The organism is Burkholderia sp. Bmkn7 (assembly GCF_041103175.1).
In the GTDB taxonomy this organism is placed as follows: Bacteria; Pseudomonadota; Gammaproteobacteria; order Burkholderiales; family Burkholderiaceae; genus Burkholderia; species Burkholderia cepacia.
This window is the reverse complement of the sequence record NZ_JBGCUH010000003.1, coordinates 3,202,840-3,218,046: the sequence shown is the minus strand read 5'-3', so window position 1 is coordinate 3,218,046 and position 15,207 is coordinate 3,202,840. Positions and strand designations below refer to the sequence as shown.

General features: G+C 68.7%; 14 protein-coding genes and 2 pseudogenes. 4 read left to right on the top strand and 12 right to left on the bottom strand.

The genetic code is table 11. The features are described 5' to 3' along the window. Positions 1 to 5: 5 nt before the first annotated feature. Positions 6 to 215 carry a helix-turn-helix transcriptional regulator gene (locus AB3K92_RS36560; RefSeq protein ID WP_059497611.1) on the top strand — a complete coding sequence of 70 codons (210 nt, stop codon included), beginning with the start codon at positions 6 to 8 and terminating at the stop codon, positions 213 to 215. 75 nt (positions 216 to 290) lie between these two features. Here AB3K92_RS36560 and AB3K92_RS36555 read toward each other — a convergent pair whose 3' ends face one another. The 4 genes and pseudogenes from AB3K92_RS36555 to AB3K92_RS36540 all read right to left on the bottom strand — a co-directional run. Then, a complete protein-coding gene (locus AB3K92_RS36555) occupies positions 291 to 1,295 on the bottom strand; it encodes a sugar-binding transcriptional regulator (RefSeq protein WP_175849138.1) in 1,005 nt (334 codons plus the stop codon). Between the two features lie 65 nt (positions 1,296 to 1,360). Then, positions 1,361 to 2,842 (bottom strand): xylulokinase, encoded by a 1,482-nt coding sequence (xylB, locus tag AB3K92_RS36550; RefSeq protein ID WP_369466773.1) that lies wholly within the window; start codon positions 2,840 to 2,842, stop codon positions 1,361 to 1,363. 83 nt (positions 2,843 to 2,925) lie between these two features. Next, positions 2,926 to 4,335: a D-arabinitol 4-dehydrogenase gene (gene dalD / locus AB3K92_RS36545; RefSeq protein ID WP_369466772.1), complete on the bottom strand. Its 1,410-nt coding sequence runs from the start codon at positions 4,333 to 4,335 to the stop codon at positions 2,926 to 2,928. Positions 4,336 to 4,526: 191 nt separating this feature from the next. Continuing rightward, positions 4,527 to 4,679: pseudogene (locus AB3K92_RS36540) on the bottom strand (LysR family transcriptional regulator); the annotation flags it as partial. Between AB3K92_RS36540 and AB3K92_RS36535 the strand changes: the two are divergent. After that, a pseudogene (locus AB3K92_RS36535) lies at positions 4,674 to 4,820 on the top strand (MFS transporter); the annotation flags it as partial. The pseudogenes AB3K92_RS36540 and AB3K92_RS36535 sit on opposite strands and share 6 nt — an antisense overlap. A gap of 121 nt (positions 4,821 to 4,941) precedes the next feature. On the opposite strand, the gene kynA reads toward AB3K92_RS36535, so the two are convergent. From kynA to kynB, 3 genes are all read right to left on the bottom strand, one after another. After that, a complete protein-coding gene (gene kynA / locus AB3K92_RS36530) occupies positions 4,942 to 5,877 on the bottom strand; it encodes a tryptophan 2,3-dioxygenase (RefSeq protein WP_369466868.1) in 936 nt (311 codons plus the stop codon). 89 nt (positions 5,878 to 5,966) lie between these two features. Next, positions 5,967 to 7,217: a kynureninase gene (gene kynU, locus AB3K92_RS36525; protein WP_104767033.1), complete on the bottom strand. Its 1,251-nt coding sequence runs from the start codon at positions 7,215 to 7,217 to the stop codon at positions 5,967 to 5,969. A gap of 27 nt (positions 7,218 to 7,244) precedes the next feature. Continuing rightward, on the bottom strand, positions 7,245 to 7,886 hold the full coding sequence (kynB, locus tag AB3K92_RS36520; protein ID WP_369466771.1) for an arylformamidase: 642 nt from the start codon (positions 7,884 to 7,886) through the stop codon (positions 7,245 to 7,247). Positions 7,887 to 8,016: 130 nt separating this feature from the next. Between kynB and AB3K92_RS36515 the strand changes: the two genes are divergently transcribed. Continuing rightward, positions 8,017 to 8,517 carry an Lrp/AsnC family transcriptional regulator gene (locus tag AB3K92_RS36515; RefSeq protein ID WP_006477992.1) on the top strand — a complete coding sequence of 167 codons (501 nt, stop codon included), beginning with the start codon at positions 8,017 to 8,019 and terminating at the stop codon, positions 8,515 to 8,517. Here the strand turns inward: AB3K92_RS36515 and AB3K92_RS36510 are convergent. The 3 genes from AB3K92_RS36510 to AB3K92_RS36500 form a co-directional block, all read right to left on the bottom strand. After that, complete coding sequence (locus AB3K92_RS36510) at positions 8,504 to 9,013, bottom strand: flavin reductase family protein (protein WP_048024941.1); 510 nt, start codon at positions 9,011 to 9,013, stop codon at positions 8,504 to 8,506. The genes AB3K92_RS36515 and AB3K92_RS36510 overlap by 14 nt on opposite strands. Before the next feature lie 305 nt (positions 9,014 to 9,318). Further along, positions 9,319 to 9,984 carry a hypothetical protein gene (locus AB3K92_RS36505; RefSeq protein WP_048024940.1) on the bottom strand — a complete coding sequence of 222 codons (666 nt, stop codon included), beginning with the start codon at positions 9,982 to 9,984 and terminating at the stop codon, positions 9,319 to 9,321. After that, positions 9,981 to 11,387 carry a selenium-binding protein SBP56-related protein gene (locus tag AB3K92_RS36500; protein WP_048024939.1) on the bottom strand — a complete coding sequence of 469 codons (1,407 nt, stop codon included), beginning with the start codon at positions 11,385 to 11,387 and terminating at the stop codon, positions 9,981 to 9,983. The genes AB3K92_RS36505 and AB3K92_RS36500 overlap by 4 nt, the downstream gene beginning before the upstream one ends. Before the next feature lie 583 nt (positions 11,388 to 11,970). Here AB3K92_RS36500 and msrA point away from each other — a divergent pair. Further along, positions 11,971 to 12,531, top strand: a complete 561-nt coding sequence (gene msrA / locus AB3K92_RS36495) for a peptide-methionine (S)-S-oxide reductase MsrA (RefSeq protein ID WP_041492935.1) — start codon at positions 11,971 to 11,973, stop codon at positions 12,529 to 12,531. A gap of 34 nt (positions 12,532 to 12,565) precedes the next feature. Here the strand turns inward: msrA and AB3K92_RS36490 are convergent, their stop codons facing one another. Together AB3K92_RS36490 and AB3K92_RS36485 are read right to left on the bottom strand one after the other, a co-directional pair. Then, complete coding sequence (locus AB3K92_RS36490; protein WP_059816192.1) at positions 12,566 to 13,843, bottom strand: DUF72 domain-containing protein; 1,278 nt, start codon at positions 13,841 to 13,843, stop codon at positions 12,566 to 12,568. Positions 13,844 to 13,866: 23 nt separating this feature from the next. After that, a complete protein-coding gene (locus tag AB3K92_RS36485) occupies positions 13,867 to 15,087 on the bottom strand; it encodes a cyclopropane-fatty-acyl-phospholipid synthase family protein (protein WP_021162549.1) in 1,221 nt (406 codons plus the stop codon). Positions 15,088 to 15,207: the final 120 nt, after the last annotated feature.

Sequence of the window (15,207 nt, the reverse complement as noted above, 5' to 3'; positions counted from 1 at the left end):
GCAGTGTGCAGGTACGGGCGCGATCGCTGACGGCGCGCGAGAAGGAGGGGCTGAAATGGACTGCGGCAGGCAAGACGTATGCCGATGTCGGACTGATTCCGTCCATCCATGACAGGACTGCGAAGTTTTATCCGATGAACGTGATGCGCAAGCTTCGTGCGGCCAACCAGGCGGTGGTCGTCATGAAGGTCACGATGCCCGGGTGTCTGCAGTGATGCGCGGTTTGTCCGGACGCGTCGGCGATCCGGTGTGCGGCGACCGCATGCGGTGACGGGAAGCCGGCACGCCGGCTACGCGTCCAGCGCCGCCCTCGCGCACGTCTCGTCGGTGACGAGCCCCGACATCCAGCCGCCGCGCAATGCGGCGATCACCGCATCGCGTTTCTTCGGGCCGCCCGCGAATGCGATCGTCGGGCGCTTCGGCGGCGTGGCGAGCGACACGCTCGTCACGCGCGTGCCGGTCGACACATCGATCAGCTTGCCTTGCGCGTCGATCGGCACGCCGAGCAGTTCGGCCACCGCGCCGCGCGCGGTCATCTCGTCGCGCTCCTGTTCGGTGATGAAGCCGTCTTCGTAGAGCGGGCAATGCGGGCCGATGTTGCCGATCCCGACGAACGCGACGTCGGCCTGGCCCGACAGCGCCTCGACGATCCGGTACAGCCGGTGATTGCACCACTGCGCGCGCTCGGCGGCGCTGTCGGCGAACAGCGGCGCGGGCAGCAGGAAGTGCTTGCTGCCGGTTTTCTCGGAGATGTACTGCGCGACGTCGTAGCGGTTCGACGAACCGTCGGCCGCGATCGCGCCGACCATCGACACGAGGCGATGCTGCGGGCGGTCGATCTGCGCGATCTGGGCGACCGCGGCCTTCAGCGTCCGGCCGCTGCTGACCGCGATCACCATCGGCCGCGTTTCGTTCAGGTAGCGCTCCATCACCTGCGCGCCGGCGACGGCCAGCTTGCGGTCGATCGCGTCGGGCGCATCGGCATCGACGGGCACGACTTCGCACATCGCGAGGCCGTAGCGCTTCGACAGCTGCGCGCCGAGATCGAGACAGTCGGCGAGCTGGTGGTCGACGCGCACGCGGATCAGGTTCTTCTCGACCGCGAACGCGACGAGGCGCTGCGCGACCGGGCGCGACACCTGCAGCTTTTCCGCGATCTCGTTCTGCGTGTCGCCCGCGACGTAGTAGAGCCACGCGGCACGCGTGGCGAGATCGAGTTTTTCTGAGGACTTGGACACGATAGCGATTCGGTTCGGAGCTGGGGGGCCGCCCGCGGGCCGGCCGGCGGGCCGCATGACGGCATCCACTGTACCGCATGTCGCGCATGCGGCCGACGGCCGGCACGCGTGACGGTCGGCGCTTACGCGAGCCGTGCGCGCGACGGTTCGTACAGCGGCCGCACGTGGCGGTACAGCGAGCGAAACGCATCGAGGCGTTCGCGCAGCAGCGCATGGCGGGTGGCATCCGGCGCGTATTCGGCCCGTACCGGCGGCTTGGCCAGCACCGCATGCGGATCGCCGCCGACAGCCAGCCAGCCGAGCCGCGCCGCGCCGAGCGCCGCGCCCGTTTCGCCGCCGCCGTGCTGGCGCGTGCGCACGTTCAGCGCATCGGCGATCAGTTGTGCCCAGTACGCGCTGCGCGCGCCGCCGCCGATCAGCGACAGCTGGGCGGTTTCGACGCCGGCCGCATGCAGCGCGTCGAGACCGTCGGCGAGGCCGAGCGTCACGCCTTCGAGCACCGCGTAGCCGAGATGCGCGCGTTCGGTCGCATGCGTCATCCCGAAGAACACGCCTTGTGCGTACGGGTCGTTGTGCGGCGTGCGCTCGCCGGACAGGTAGGGCAGGAACAGCGGGGCCGTCGCGCGCGCGTCGGCGTCGAGCGCCTCGACTTCGGCGAGCAGGGCGGGCTCGTCGGTGCCGGTCAGCTTGCAGACCCAGCGCAGGCAGCTCGCGGCCGACAGCACGACGCTCATCAATTGCCAGCGATCGGGAATCGCATGGCAGAACGCATGCACGGCCGATGCGGGGTTCGGCATGAAGCGATCGCCGACCACGCTCAGCACGCCGGACGTGCCGAGCGACACGAAGCCGTCGCCTGCATGGATCGCACCGATGCCAAGCGCGCTCGTTGCGTTGTCGCCGCCGCCGCCGGCTACCACGACCGCCTCCGACAGCCCGAGTTCGCGCGCGATGTCCGCGCGCAGCGTGCCGGACGGCGCGTTGCCCTCGACGATGCGCGGCATCTGGTCACGCGTCATTCCGCATGCGGCGAGCAGCGCGTCGGACCAGTCGCGGCGTGCGACGTCGAGCCACAGCGTGCCGGCTGCGTCCGACGGATCGGACACCTTTGCACCGGTCAGCCGGAACCGCAGGTAGTCCTTCGGCATCAGCACGCAGGCGGTGGCCGCGAACACATCGGGTTCGTGCTTCGCGACCCACAGCAGCTTCGGCGCGGTGAAGCCCGGCATCGCGAGATTGCCGGCGAGGGCGTGGAGATCGGGCGCGCGTTCGGTGAGCAGCGCGCACTCGTCGGCGCTGCGCATGTCGTTCCACAGGATCGCGGGGCGCAGCACGCGATCGTCGCGGCCGAGCAGCACGGCGCCGTGCATCTGGCCCGACAGGCCGATGCCGCGCACGGCCGCGAATGCTTGCGGATGTCGTTCGCGCAATGAGGCGAGCGCGGCGAGCGTGCCTTGCCACCAGTCGTCCGGATGCTGTTCGGCCCAGCGCGGATGCGGCCGCGACACGGTAAACGGCGAGCCGGCGGTGCCGACGACCGTGCCGTCCGGGGCGAGCAGCAGCACCTTCACTTCCGAAGTGCCGAGGTCGATGCCGAGATACATGAGCGATCCGTTCCGTCAGTGGGGACTCGCTACTTTAGCCGCGCGGCCGTGCACGTGCCAAGGCAGGTTCGCCCCAATGCGCGTCAGCGCGCCGCGAGCCATGCATCGACCCGCGCGAGCCCGGCGCGCAACGCCTCGAACAGCGCCGGGTTGCCGGCGAGCGAACCCCACAGCGCGCGGCTTGCGCACAGCGCGGCGACCTGGTCGTCGGCCCCCGGACGGCCGGACCCGACGATCGCACGCGCGGCGCTTTCGTCCATCACGCCGTCCTGGTACGCATACGGCAAGGTGCCGCGCGCCCAGCGTTCGAGAAAGCGCAGGAACAGCGCGGGCAGCACGGCGGTGGCGACCGGTGCCGCCCCGCGTGCGAACGATTCGACGAGCGTCGGTGCGATGAAGCCGGGGATCTTCGAGAAGCCGTCGGCCGCGACGCGCTGGTTCGTGTCGAGTACGTACGGGTTGCCGAAGCGTTCGAGGACGACGTCGCGGTAGCGCGCGAGATCGAGCGGGCTCGGCGTCAGGCACGGGATCACGTCCTGCGTGACGTAGTCGTGCGCGAAGCGCCGGATCGCCGCGTCGTGCGTGCCTTCGTGGATATACGTGTGGCCCGCGAGCGTGCCGGCCCACGCGATGCAGCTGTGCGTCGCGTTGAGGATGCGGATCTTCGCTTCCTCGTACGGGTGGACGTCGTCGACGAGTTCGGCACCGGCGAGCTCCCAGCGCGGCCGGCCGGCCGCGAAGCGGTCCTCGATCACCCACTGGATGAACGATTCGCCCATCACCGGGCATGCGTCGTCGATGCCGGTGGCGGCCAGCACGCGCTCGCGCACGTCGGCGGTCGGGCGCGGCGTGATGCGGTCGACCATCGCGCTCGGCGTCGCGACGTTCGCATCGAACCACGCGAGCAGGTCGGCCTGCCCGCGCCGCTCGAGGAATTCGCGCATCCCCGCGCGAAAGCGCGCACCGTTGTTGCGCAGGTTGTCGCAGCTCTGCAGCGTGAGCGGGCCCGCGCCGCGCTTCACGCGTTCGGCGAGCAGCGCCGCGAGCGCGCCGTACAGCGTCGTGCGCGCACCCTGCAGGTCGGCCGCGAGATCGGCATTCGCGACGTCGAGCCGGTTGTGTTCGTCGAGGTAGTAGCCGCCTTCGGTGACGGTGAACGACACGATCCGGCAGGCCGGATCGGCGCCGGCGTCGATCAGCGCGGCGAGATCGATCGACCAGGGCAGCACGCGCGTGATCGCGCGGATCGTCTCGTACGCGCGCTCGCCTTGCGGCGTGACGGTCTCGAGCGTGTATTCGCCGTGCTGCGCGGCGAGCGCGTCCATCGTCGCGCGCATGTCGTCGCGGATGTTGCCGACGGTCAGCGACCAGCGCTCGTCGGGCGGCACGGTCGCGTTCACGCGATGCAGATACCACGCCTGGTGCGCGCGGTGAAACGAGCCCGCGCCGATGTGCAGCAGCACGGGCGTGCGGGCGGAGGGCGATGCGCTCATCCGGTGTCTCCTGTTCGTGCCAGATTTTCCTGCCGAGTACGAATACGATCATTTGCTCTATGTGTGAGCGAATGATCGTATTCGGGCGGGCGAAAGTCAAGGCGGGGAAACGGCATTTCGATGGTGCGCTGCGGCGGCGGGCGGAATGAGCGAGCGGAAAGGGCGGACGGGCCGCCGGCCGGGAAGCGCCGTCAGCGTTCCTCGCGCGTCAACGCGACGAGTTCCTCGAGCCGCTTGCCGGCCGGCTGCGGCAGGATGCCGTGGCGGCGCCGGAACGCGGTGAGCGTGCGCACGGCGACGACTTCGCGCACGGGCCGCGTGTCGATCGTGCCGGCGCGCTGCTGCTCGCCGCGCCCGGGATCGTGCTCGACGGTTTCGACGGCCAGTTGATCGGTTTCGCGATTCCGGTGCTGATCCGCGAATGGGGGATCACGCGCGGCGCATTCGCGCCGGCGGTGGCTGCCGGACTGATCGGGATGGGCATCGTCTGCGTCGCGCTGCTCGCCGTGCGGCGGCATATACCCCCGACTGTCACGTGCGGCAGCGCAGCCGCGCGAAGGGGAAGAACTGGCCCGCACGTCGTCGTGACGGCGGGCGAGTGGTGCGTTACAGCGTGGTGCGCACGTGCCAGAGCTCGGGGAACAGTACGACGTCGAGCATCTTGCGCAGGTACGGCGCACCGCTCGTGCCGCCCGTGCCCTGCTTGAAGCCGATGATGCGTTCGACGGTCGTCACGTGACGGAAGCGCCACTGGCGGAATGCATCCTCGAGATCGACGAGTTCCTCGGCCATCTCGTAGAGCTCCCAGTGCTGCTGCGGGTGGCGGTACACCTCGAGCCACGCGGCTTCGACCGTTTCGTCGTGCTGCGTCGGCTGCGTCCAGTCGCGCTCGAGCCGCGCTTGCGCGATCGGGAAACCGCGCCGCGCGAGCAGGCGGACGACCTCGTCGTAGAACGACGGCGCCTCGAGCGTCGTGCGCACCTGTTCGAGGATGTCGGGCCGGTGCGCATGCGGCTGCAGCATCTGCACGTTCTTGTTGCCGAGCAGGAATTCGAGCTGGCGGTACTGATACGACTGGAAGCCCGACGACTGCCCGAGATACGGCCGCATCGCCGAATACTCGGACGGCGTCATCGTCGACAGCACGTTCCACGCCTGCACCAGTTGCTCGAGGATCCGCGACACGCGCGCAAGCATCTTGAACGCCGGCGGCAGCGCGTCGGTGCGCACCGCGTCGAGCGCGCCGCGCAGCTCGAACAGCGCGAGCTTCATCCACAGCTCGCTCGTCTGATGCTGGATGATGAACAGCATCTCGTTGTGATCGGGCGACAGCGGATGTTGCGCGTCGAGGATCGAATTCAGCGACAGGTAGTCGCCGTAGCTCATCGACTTCGAGAAATCGAGCTGTGCGTTGTGCCAGCCGGCTTCGCCCGGGGCATCGCCCGGCACGTGAGGCGCTTCGTGCGCCGCTTGTGCCGAATGTGCGGCGCGTGCGCCCGAGAACGGGCAGCCCGCCGGCGCGTCGCCGCCGGGTGGCTGCATATGACCAGAATTCACGACTATCTCCAGATTTGAATGACGGGGCGCGGCGCGCAATCCGCGTGACCGCGTTGCGCGCCGGGCAAGGCCGCTCAGGTCACCGCGCCGCGTTCGGCGAACTCGGGCGCCTTCCAGGCGTCGGTGGCGAGGATGTCGCGCAGCGTCTCGACGGCATCCCACACGTCGACGAAGCGCACATAGAGCGGCGTGAAGCCGAAGCGCAGCACGTACGGCTCGCGGTAGTCGCCGATCACGCCGCGCGCGATCAGCGCCTGCATCACTTCGTAGCCGTGCGGGTGCTCGAAGCTCGCCTGCGAGCCGCGCTGGTGATGCGCGCGCGGCGTGACGAGCTTCAGCGACAGGCCCGCGCAGCGTGCTTCGACGAGCGCGATGAAGGCATCGGTCAGCGCGAGCGATTTGCGGCGGATCGTTTGCATGTCGGTTTGCAGGAACACGTCGAGCCCGCATTCGACCATCGACATCGACACGATCGGCTGCGTGCCGCACAGGAAGCGCGCGATGCCCGGATCGGGCGCGAAGCCCGGCTGCATCGCGAACGGTGCGCGGTGGCCCCACCAGCCGGACAGCGGCTGCGAGAAGTGTGCGTGATGACGCTGCGGCACCCACACGAATGCGGGCGAACCCGGGCCGCCGTTCAGGTACTTGTACGTGCAGCCGACCGCGCCGTCGGCGCGCGCGCCGTTCAGGTCGACCGGCACCGCGCCGGCCGAGTGCGCGAGGTCCCACAGCATCAGCGCGCCCGCGTCGTGCACGAGCTGCGTGACGGCCGGCATGTCGTGCATGTAGCCGGTGCGGTAATTCACGTGCGTGATCATCGCGACGGCCGTGTCCGCGCCGAGCGCGGCCGGCAGGTCGGCCGGATCGTCGATCAGGCGCAGTTCATAGTTGCCGCCGAGCTGCTCGATCAGCCCCTGCGCGATATACAGGTCGGTCGGGAAGTTCGAGCGCTCCGACACGATCACGCGGCGCTCGGGCGCGCGCTCGGCCTGGTGGCGCAGCATCGCCGACAGCAGCTTGAACAGGTTGATCGAGATGGTGTCCGTGACGACCGTTTCGCCCGGCGCGCCGCCGATCAGCGTCGCGAGCTTGTCGCCGAGACGGCGCGGCAACGCGAACCAGCCGGCCGTGTTCCAGCTGCGGATCAGGCCTTCGCCCCATTCGGCGCCGATCACCTGCTGCGCGCGGGCGGCCGATGCGCGCGGCTGCGCGCCGAGCGAGTTGCCGTCGAGATAGATTACGCCGTCGGGCAGCGAGAACTGGTCGCGCAGCGGGGCGAGCGGATCGTCGCGGTCGAGCGCGAGCGCGTCTTCACGGGTCTTGATCATGATGTGGGTCGTCAGTCGGGATAATCAGGAGGCACGCGCGGGCAGCGCGCGCAGCACCGCGCGCACGGGGCTCGCGTCGAGCGTCGCGAATTTCAGCGGCAGTGCAATCAGTTCGTAGTCGCCGGGCAGCACGTCGTCGAGCACGATGCCTTCGAGGATCGCCATCCGGTGCGCGCGCACGCGGTGATGCGCATCCATCGTCTTCGATTCCTGCGGGTCGAGCGACGGCGTATCGATGCCGATCAGCTTCACGCCGTGCGCGGCGAGCAGGTCGACGGTCCCGGGCGCGACCGCGCAGAAGTCGCTGTCCCACCGTTCGACGCTGGCGCGTGCATACGTGCGCAGCAGCACGCGCGGCGGCACGCCGTCGAGCGCGGCCGCGACATCGGCCGGCTGCACGACCGGCGATGCGCCGATGCAATGGATCACGCGGCACGGGCCGAGATAGGTGTCGAGCGGCACGGCGCCGATCGGCGCGCCGTCGGCGTCGTAATGCAGCGGCGCGTCGCAGTGCGCGCCCGTGTGCGGCGACAGCGTCAGGCGTGCGACGTTGACCGGCGAGCCGGCCTCCATCCGCCACACGCGTTCGACGGAAACCGGCGTATCGCCCGGCCACACGGGGGTGGCGGGGCTGACAGGCGGCGAGATGTCCCAGAGGGTGTCCATGGCATGACGATTCGGTGAGTCGATGCTTCGAATGATAGGTGGACGCTCGCAGAAAGTGCTTGCGAAATAAACATGGACAAACCGCCGGATTGGCAGATAATTCGACTCAGAGGGAAAACGGGGACCAAAAATGCACGCGATCACGCTCGATGCCACCGACTGCCGGATTCTGGCGGTACTGCAGGAAGAGGGCAGAATCAGCAATCTCGACCTGGCGGAACGCATTTCGCTTTCGCCATCCGCCTGCCTGCGCCGCATGCGCCTGCTCGAGGAGCAGGGCGTGATCGAGCACTATCGCGCGTGCCTGAGCCGCGAGAAGCTCGGCTTCGAGCTCGAGGCGTTCGTGCAGGTATCGATGCGCAACGAAGAAAATCAATGGCACGAGCGCTTCGCGGAAGCGCTGCGCGAATGGCCGGAGGTGGTCGGCGCGTTCGTCGTGACGGGCGAGAGCCACTATCTGCTGCGCGTGCTCGCGCACAACCTGAAGCACTACTCGGATTTCGTGCTGAACCGGCTCTACAAGGCGCCGGGCGTCATGGACATCCGTTCGAACATCGTGCTGCAGACGCTGAAGGACGAAGCCGGCGCGCCGGTCGGGCTGGCGCGCACGGGGGCGATCAAAGCGGTGTAAGGCCGTGGAAGCCGCCGCCGTGGAACACGAGCGGCGGCGTCGTGTCCGATGCGGCGCGCACGCCGCAGCGTTCGACCTCGCCGACGAAGATCACGTGGTCGCCTTCGTCATAGCGGCTGCGGTTGTGGCATTCGAACCATGCGAGCGCGCCGTCGAGCACGGGCATCCCGGAGTTGCCGGCCGCATGCGCGATTCCTTCGAAGCGGTCGCCCTTGTAGGTCGAGAAGCGCTTGCACAGGTCGAGCTGCGAGGCCGCCAGTACGTTCACCACATAGTGGCTGTTGCCGCGGAACACGGGCGTCGACGCCGATTTGTGCGCGAGGCTCCACAGCACGAGCGGCGGATCGAGCGATACCGAGTTGAACGAGCTGGCGGTGATGCCGATCAGCTGCCCGGACGGCGCGCGCGTCGTGATCACCGTCACGCCCGTTGCGAACTGGCCAAGCGCTTGCCGGAAAGCGGCCGAGTCGAAATCCGGGGGATTGGCATGGCTCATCGGGCAGCCATCCGGAACGAGACGGGCGGGCGCGGCGCGACGCGAGCGGGGCGGGCACGGCGGACGAAAGGCGACAAGGCGGTCGATGGGGAAGGGGTGCGCATGGCCCGATTTTAGCGGAATCGGGGCCGCCGGGCCCGGCCAGACGGCGCATCGAGGGGGCAGGGTGGCGTAGCGAACACTGCGGCGCGCGGCAGGACGGGCAATCGCGCGCGGCCGGCAACGCCGTTCTGTCGCGTTTTTCGAGCGGTGCCGCCGCGCGGTCCCGCGCAGTGGCATTTCCCGACCGCCGATCCCCGCGCCATCTATCGCGCCGCCGCCAGTCCGAGCGACAGCGCGCCAGTCACGATCAGGCTCGACGCCCACACCGCATCGAGATTGAACCAGCTCCGCGACACGAACTTCAGCCCGAGATAGCGGTACACGAGCCACGCGAGCCCGCCGCCGGCGCCGATCATCGCGATGGCATGCACGGCCGCGACGACGAGCGCCATGCCCAGATGCGCATCGACGAGCGTGGCCGCCGCCCGGTGGCCGGCGTCCCGGTCGAGCCCGCAGAGCCCGAGGTAGATCGGCACCAGCATCAGCCCCGCGCCATGCGCGATCGCGACCGCGAACGACCACAGGCCGAGCCGCGCGGGCGGGATCCGCGCGAGCGCACGCGGATGCCGGCGCCGGATCAGCAGCACGGCGCCGAAGCCGATCACGAGCGCGCTCGCGCCGATCCGGATCGCCGATTGCCAGGCAAGCAGCGCGGCGAGCAACCCGAACGGCAGCATCACCGCGAAGACCGCGAGCGCATGGCCGAGCGCGAGATAACCGAGCGCCGCGACGAGCGCGCCGCCGCGGCGGGTCATCAGCGCGTTCGACACCGCGAGCGGCCAGCCCATCGCGGGGTTGAGCCCGTGATACACCCCGCTCGCGAGCACGGCCGCCCACAGCGCGAACTGGGCGTGAAGGCCGGTGTTCAACGCTTGACCGACGGGTAGCAGAACGAGTCGGTCGAGCAGTCGCCGCCTTCGAGCCGGATCTGGTGCGCGCGATAGCCTTCGGGGAACTCGACCCAGTAATCGTCGGCGAGCGTCAGCCCGCCTTCCGGCCCCGCATGCGCGAGCACCTGCGCGGCCGGCACGCCATCCGGATAAAACTGGTCGTCCCACGTCGAATAGAGCGAATTGGTCCAGTACACGCGCCGGCCGTCGCGGCTGATCTCGACCATCTGCGGGCCGCCCGCGAATGCGCGGCCGTTCGAGTGCGGCGCACGGCGCGCGATGCCGCCGATGCGGACCGACCCCGCGAGCACCGGGTTGTGCGGGTCCGATACGTCGTACTGGCGCATCTCGCCGGTGCCCCAGCACGACACGTAGAGGAAGCGGTCGTCGAGCGACAGGTCGATGTCGGTCACGAGCGGCGGCACCGCGCCGAACGATTTCAGCAGCGGCGGCAGTTCGTCGGCCGCGGCCGGTTCGGCCGGAATGGTCGCGGTCTTCTTCACATGGAACTTGCCGCCTTCGCGCCACCAGGTCCAGATCGAGCCTTCGAGATTCGTCGTGTCGACCACGACGCCGACGAACCCGTATTCGCGCACCGGGTCGTGCGCGGGCCGCACTTCGAGCGCCATCTGATGCTGCGCGCCGAGATCGATCGTTTGCACGTTGCGCCGCGCGCGCAGGTCCCAGAAATGCAGCCGGTGCCCGTATTTGTTCGCGAGCAGGTCCTCGGGCACGATGCCGTTCTCGAATTGCGGCGGCAGCGCCCATTCGCTCGACACCATGTAGTCGCGCGGCAGGTTCCACCAGAAGTCGTAATGCTTGTCCTGCGGGCCGCGGTCGATCTCCCAGCGGCCGAGCACGTCGAAGGTTTCGCAATCCATGATGAAGATGCCGGGCGCGCCGTCGGTGCCGTCCTTGCCCGCGCCGCCAAGCGTGCTCACATAGATGCCTTCGGGGCCGCAGTGAACGGTGTGCGGCCGCGAATAGCCGGTTTTCGAGAAGATCTCGTCGGGCTCGATGATCTTGTGGATGCGCGCCTGCGTCGGATGCGGCTTCGTGTCGATCACGTAGATGCGCGACGAGCGCAGGCCGGGGATGATCAGGAAGCGGCGCTCGAGGAACGCATGGCCGGTCAGCGGCGACAGCGACGACGAACACGCATTCCAGCCGAAGTGGTGAAACTCGTCGCCGGTGTTCGGCATCGTCACCGTATGCACGATTTTTCCGTAGGTCGGCGAGCCGGGCTTCACGTCGATCACGGCGAGCGCGTCGGGTCTGGAAAAATCGGGGCTCAGCAACAACGTATAGGCAAACTCTTCCGCCGGCGCCTGCATCGCAAGCTCGGGCGAAGCGTGAAACGTCGGGTCAGGTCGCATGCTCATGGTGATGCCCTCTCGATGGGTTCGGATCGTTGACGCACGGCGGTTCGTTGCGGGCGTGCGGGTCGGGGTTGCCGCGCGGCGCGCGTGGCGCCGGCAGGCACGATCGGTAGGCGGGTGCACGCGTCGGCGACACGTGCGGCGCGCCGTGCATCAGATCGTGAAAGCGGAGAAAGGCGGTGTTCCGGATCGCCGCACGCGGGGCGAGACGGACGCACGGCAAGGGGGTGGCACGGTCGAAGCGGTAGCCCGCGATGCGGCGACGGCCGGGCGAGTGATGCGGACGATGTCTGTTAAGGCATGCATATCGATGTTCCGGCAGATGATGTTTGCATCAGGGGCGGGCACGCATCGGGCGCTTTGCGCGAGGCAGCGGGTTTGCCGCCGCGCTCGCGCGTGCCTAAGTGTAGACGAGAAAGCGGGCGGTCGGTCGTGCGCGGTACCTGTGCAACCTGTCAGGTTCGCGCGCGAGTGAGATACTTGCCGCAGTGCCGTTGCGACCCGCCCCCGGGTGGGCAGCGGCGAGACGGAACGGTGGCGCCGGCGCATGCGTGCCGGCTGCCGACATCAACGAAGGACTGATTTCATGGTGAACGAGATGCTTGAAACCGCGACATTGGGAGGCGGGTGTTTCTGGTGCACGGAGGCGGTGTTTCTCGACGTCGACGGCGTGACGGCCGTCCAGTCGGGTTACGCGGGCGGCCATACGCGCAATCCCGGCTATCGCGACATCTGCGAAGGCGACACGGGCCACGCGGAAGTCGTCAACGTGACGTTCGATCCGGCGCGCATCGGCTATCGCGAGATCCTCGAGATCTTCTTCGCGACGCACGATCCGACCCAGTTGAACCGGCAGGGCAACGACGTCGGCACGCAGTACCGTTCGGTCGTGTTCACGCATTCGGACGCGCAACGCGACACGGCGCTCGACGTGATCCGCGAGCTGGAGCGCGAGCAGGTGTTCGGGCAGCCGATCGTCACGCAGGTCGTGCCGCTCGACGGCAACTACTGGCCGGCCGAGGATTATCACCAGAACTATTACGCGCGTAACCCAGGGCAGGGCTACTGCTCGGTCGTGATCGGGCCGAAGCTCGCGAAATTCCGGCAGAAGTTCTCGCACCGGCTGAAGTCGCTGCGCGGCGCGTAAGCGCCGGAACGGCGGGAGCCGGCGCAAACGGGCGTCAGGCCGCCTCGTTGCGCCACTGCGCGCACGCGGCGGCGATCTCGCGCGCGAGCGCGATGCACGACAGCGGCGCGGAGCCTTCCGCCTTGTTGTTGATCGTGATGATCACCGGCTGCCCGGCCAGCGCATAGCGCGCGGCCAGTTCGGCGAGCGCCGAGCGCGTGGCCGGATCCTCGTCGACGAGCTTGTCGAACGGCTCGTATTTCGCTTTCGCCTGTTCGTACCTGAAGCCGCTGTGCAGGCTCCAGCGCACGATCAGCGGGCCCGGCGCGTCGCCGTCGAGCAGGGCGAGCGCGGCCGCCTGACGCAGCGCGTCGGGCATCCGTGCGTGCAGGCCGACGCAGTAGCGCACACCGAGCGCGGCGAGCGCGCGGATGAAACGCGGCGTGAGCAGGCTCGCGTCGCGAATCTCGATCGCATAGCGGGTGCCGTCGGCGTCCGGCGGCAGCGGCGGCAGCGCCGCGAAGAATGCGGCGAGCCGGTCGATCAGCGCGGCCGGCTGCGCGAGCAGCTGGTCGGGCAGCGGCGAGAACTGGAACACGAGCACGCCGGCTTTCCGGCCGAGCCCTTCGAGGCACGGCTGCACGAACTCATGGGTGGCGAGCTGCGCGTCGAGGAAGGTCGGGTTCGGCCCCGACGGCTCGCCGCGCCGGCCGCGGATGACCGCGTCGGTCACGGAGGCCGGCGCCTTCACGACGAAACGGAAATCGTCGGGCACCTGCTGCGCGTAGCGCAGGTAATCGGCGACCGACAGCGGGCCGTAGAACGACCGGTCGAGGCTCACGCTCTTCAGCAGCGGATGCGCGCCGTACGCTTCGAGCCCTTCGCGCGACAGCTTGGTCTGCGCGAAATCGCCGTCGTAGACGATGCCGTCCCAGCCGGGGAAGTACCACGACGACGTGCCGAGCCGAACGTTCGGCGGCAGGCCGGCCGCTGCGTCGGCCACCTCGGGCGCGATCGGCGCGGGCAGCACGCCGCGTCGGCGCCGGGCTTTCTTCGGCGGCGCGGCCGGTGGGGACGGTTCGTCCCACAGCAGGCCGGAAGCGGCCGGCGGTGTTTCGTCGGAAGAACGGGAGCGGGCGCGCGGTGCCGGCTGCGCGTCCGGCTTCACGTGTTCGTCGGTGCGGGCAGGCGGGCCGTCGTCCTCGGGCGACGCGCGTGCAGCGTCGGCCGGCACGCCGAACAGGTCGAATTGCCCGTCGGCGTGCGGCGCGTGCGCGTCGTCGTGCTGCTGTCGTTCCGGCGGCCCCTTGCGCCGCGTCCTGCCGTCACCCATGCATGCCCAGCGTGAAGCGCCGCCTAGCGCGGCAGCGCGTGTTCGTACATATAGCGCCGCGACCACGGCAGCGTTTTCGCGCTGCGTCCGGCCTTGCGGCACACGATCTGGAAGATCGACACGTCGTCGTGCTCGAACGCATACGCGCAGCCGGCGAGATACACGCGCCAGATGCGGAATTTTTCGTCGTCGACGAGTTGTCGCGCCGCTTCTGCCTTCGCCTCGAAGTTTTCCGTCCAGATGTCGAGCGTGCGCGCATAGTGCCGTCGCAGGCTTTCGACGTCAATCGCTTCCAGGCCGCCGCGCTGCGCGGCTTCCAGCGCGAGGCTGATGTGCGGCAGCTCGCCGTCCGGGAACACGTAGCGGTCGATGAACTCGCCGCCGCCGAGCGCCGTCTCGCCGCTTTCCGCGTCGGTCGACGTGATCCCGTGGTTCATCGCGATGCCGTCGTCGACGAGCAGGTCATGAATCCGCGTGAAATAGAGCGGCAGGTTCTTGCGCCCGACGTGCTCGAACATCCCGACACTCGTGATGCGGTCGAACTGGCCGTCGATCTCGCGGTAGTCCTGCAGCCGGATCTCGATCCTGTCCTCCAGCCCGGCCGCCTTCACGCGCGCGGTCGCGAGGTCGAACTGGTTCTGCGACAGCGTGACGCCGAGGCACTGCGCGCCGAACTTCTGCGCGGCGCGCAGCACGAGCGCACCCCAGCCGCAGCCGATGTCGAGCAGGCGCTGGCCTGGCTCGAGCCGGATCTTCGTCAGGATGTGGTCGATCTTCTTGATCTGCGCGGTGGCGAGATCCTCGTCGCCGTTCTCGAAGTAGGCGCACGAGTACACCATGTTCTCGTCGAGCCACAGCTTGTAGAACTCGTTCGAGACGTCGTAGTGATACTGGATCGCCTTCTTGTCGGTGCTCTTCGAGTGATTGAAGTAACGCTTCACGCGCGCGAGCTTGCTCGCGCTCGTCACCGTGCTGCGCGCGAGCGAGTAGCCGATGTTGATGATGTCCGACAGCTTGCCTTCGATGTCGATCTTGCCCTTCACGTAGGCCTCGCCGAGATTGTCGAGGCTCGGTTCGAGCAAGAGCGGCAGCGCCGACGCGCTGTTCACCTTCAGCGTGACCTGCGGCGCGCTGAAGGTGCCGAAATCGAGTTGATCGCCGTTCCACAGCACGAGGCGTGCCGGTATGTTCGCTTTCGCCCGTACGTCGTCCGCCCACTGTGCCAGCTTCTTTTCCCAGAACATTTGGATTCTCCGTTTGTTCGTTGAATCGAATACAGCCAAGTATCTTGACCGGCGCCCGCCGCTTGCGCGGCGGGCGCCCGGATGCAACACGAGACACGACCGGCGTGCGCCGGCGCCGCG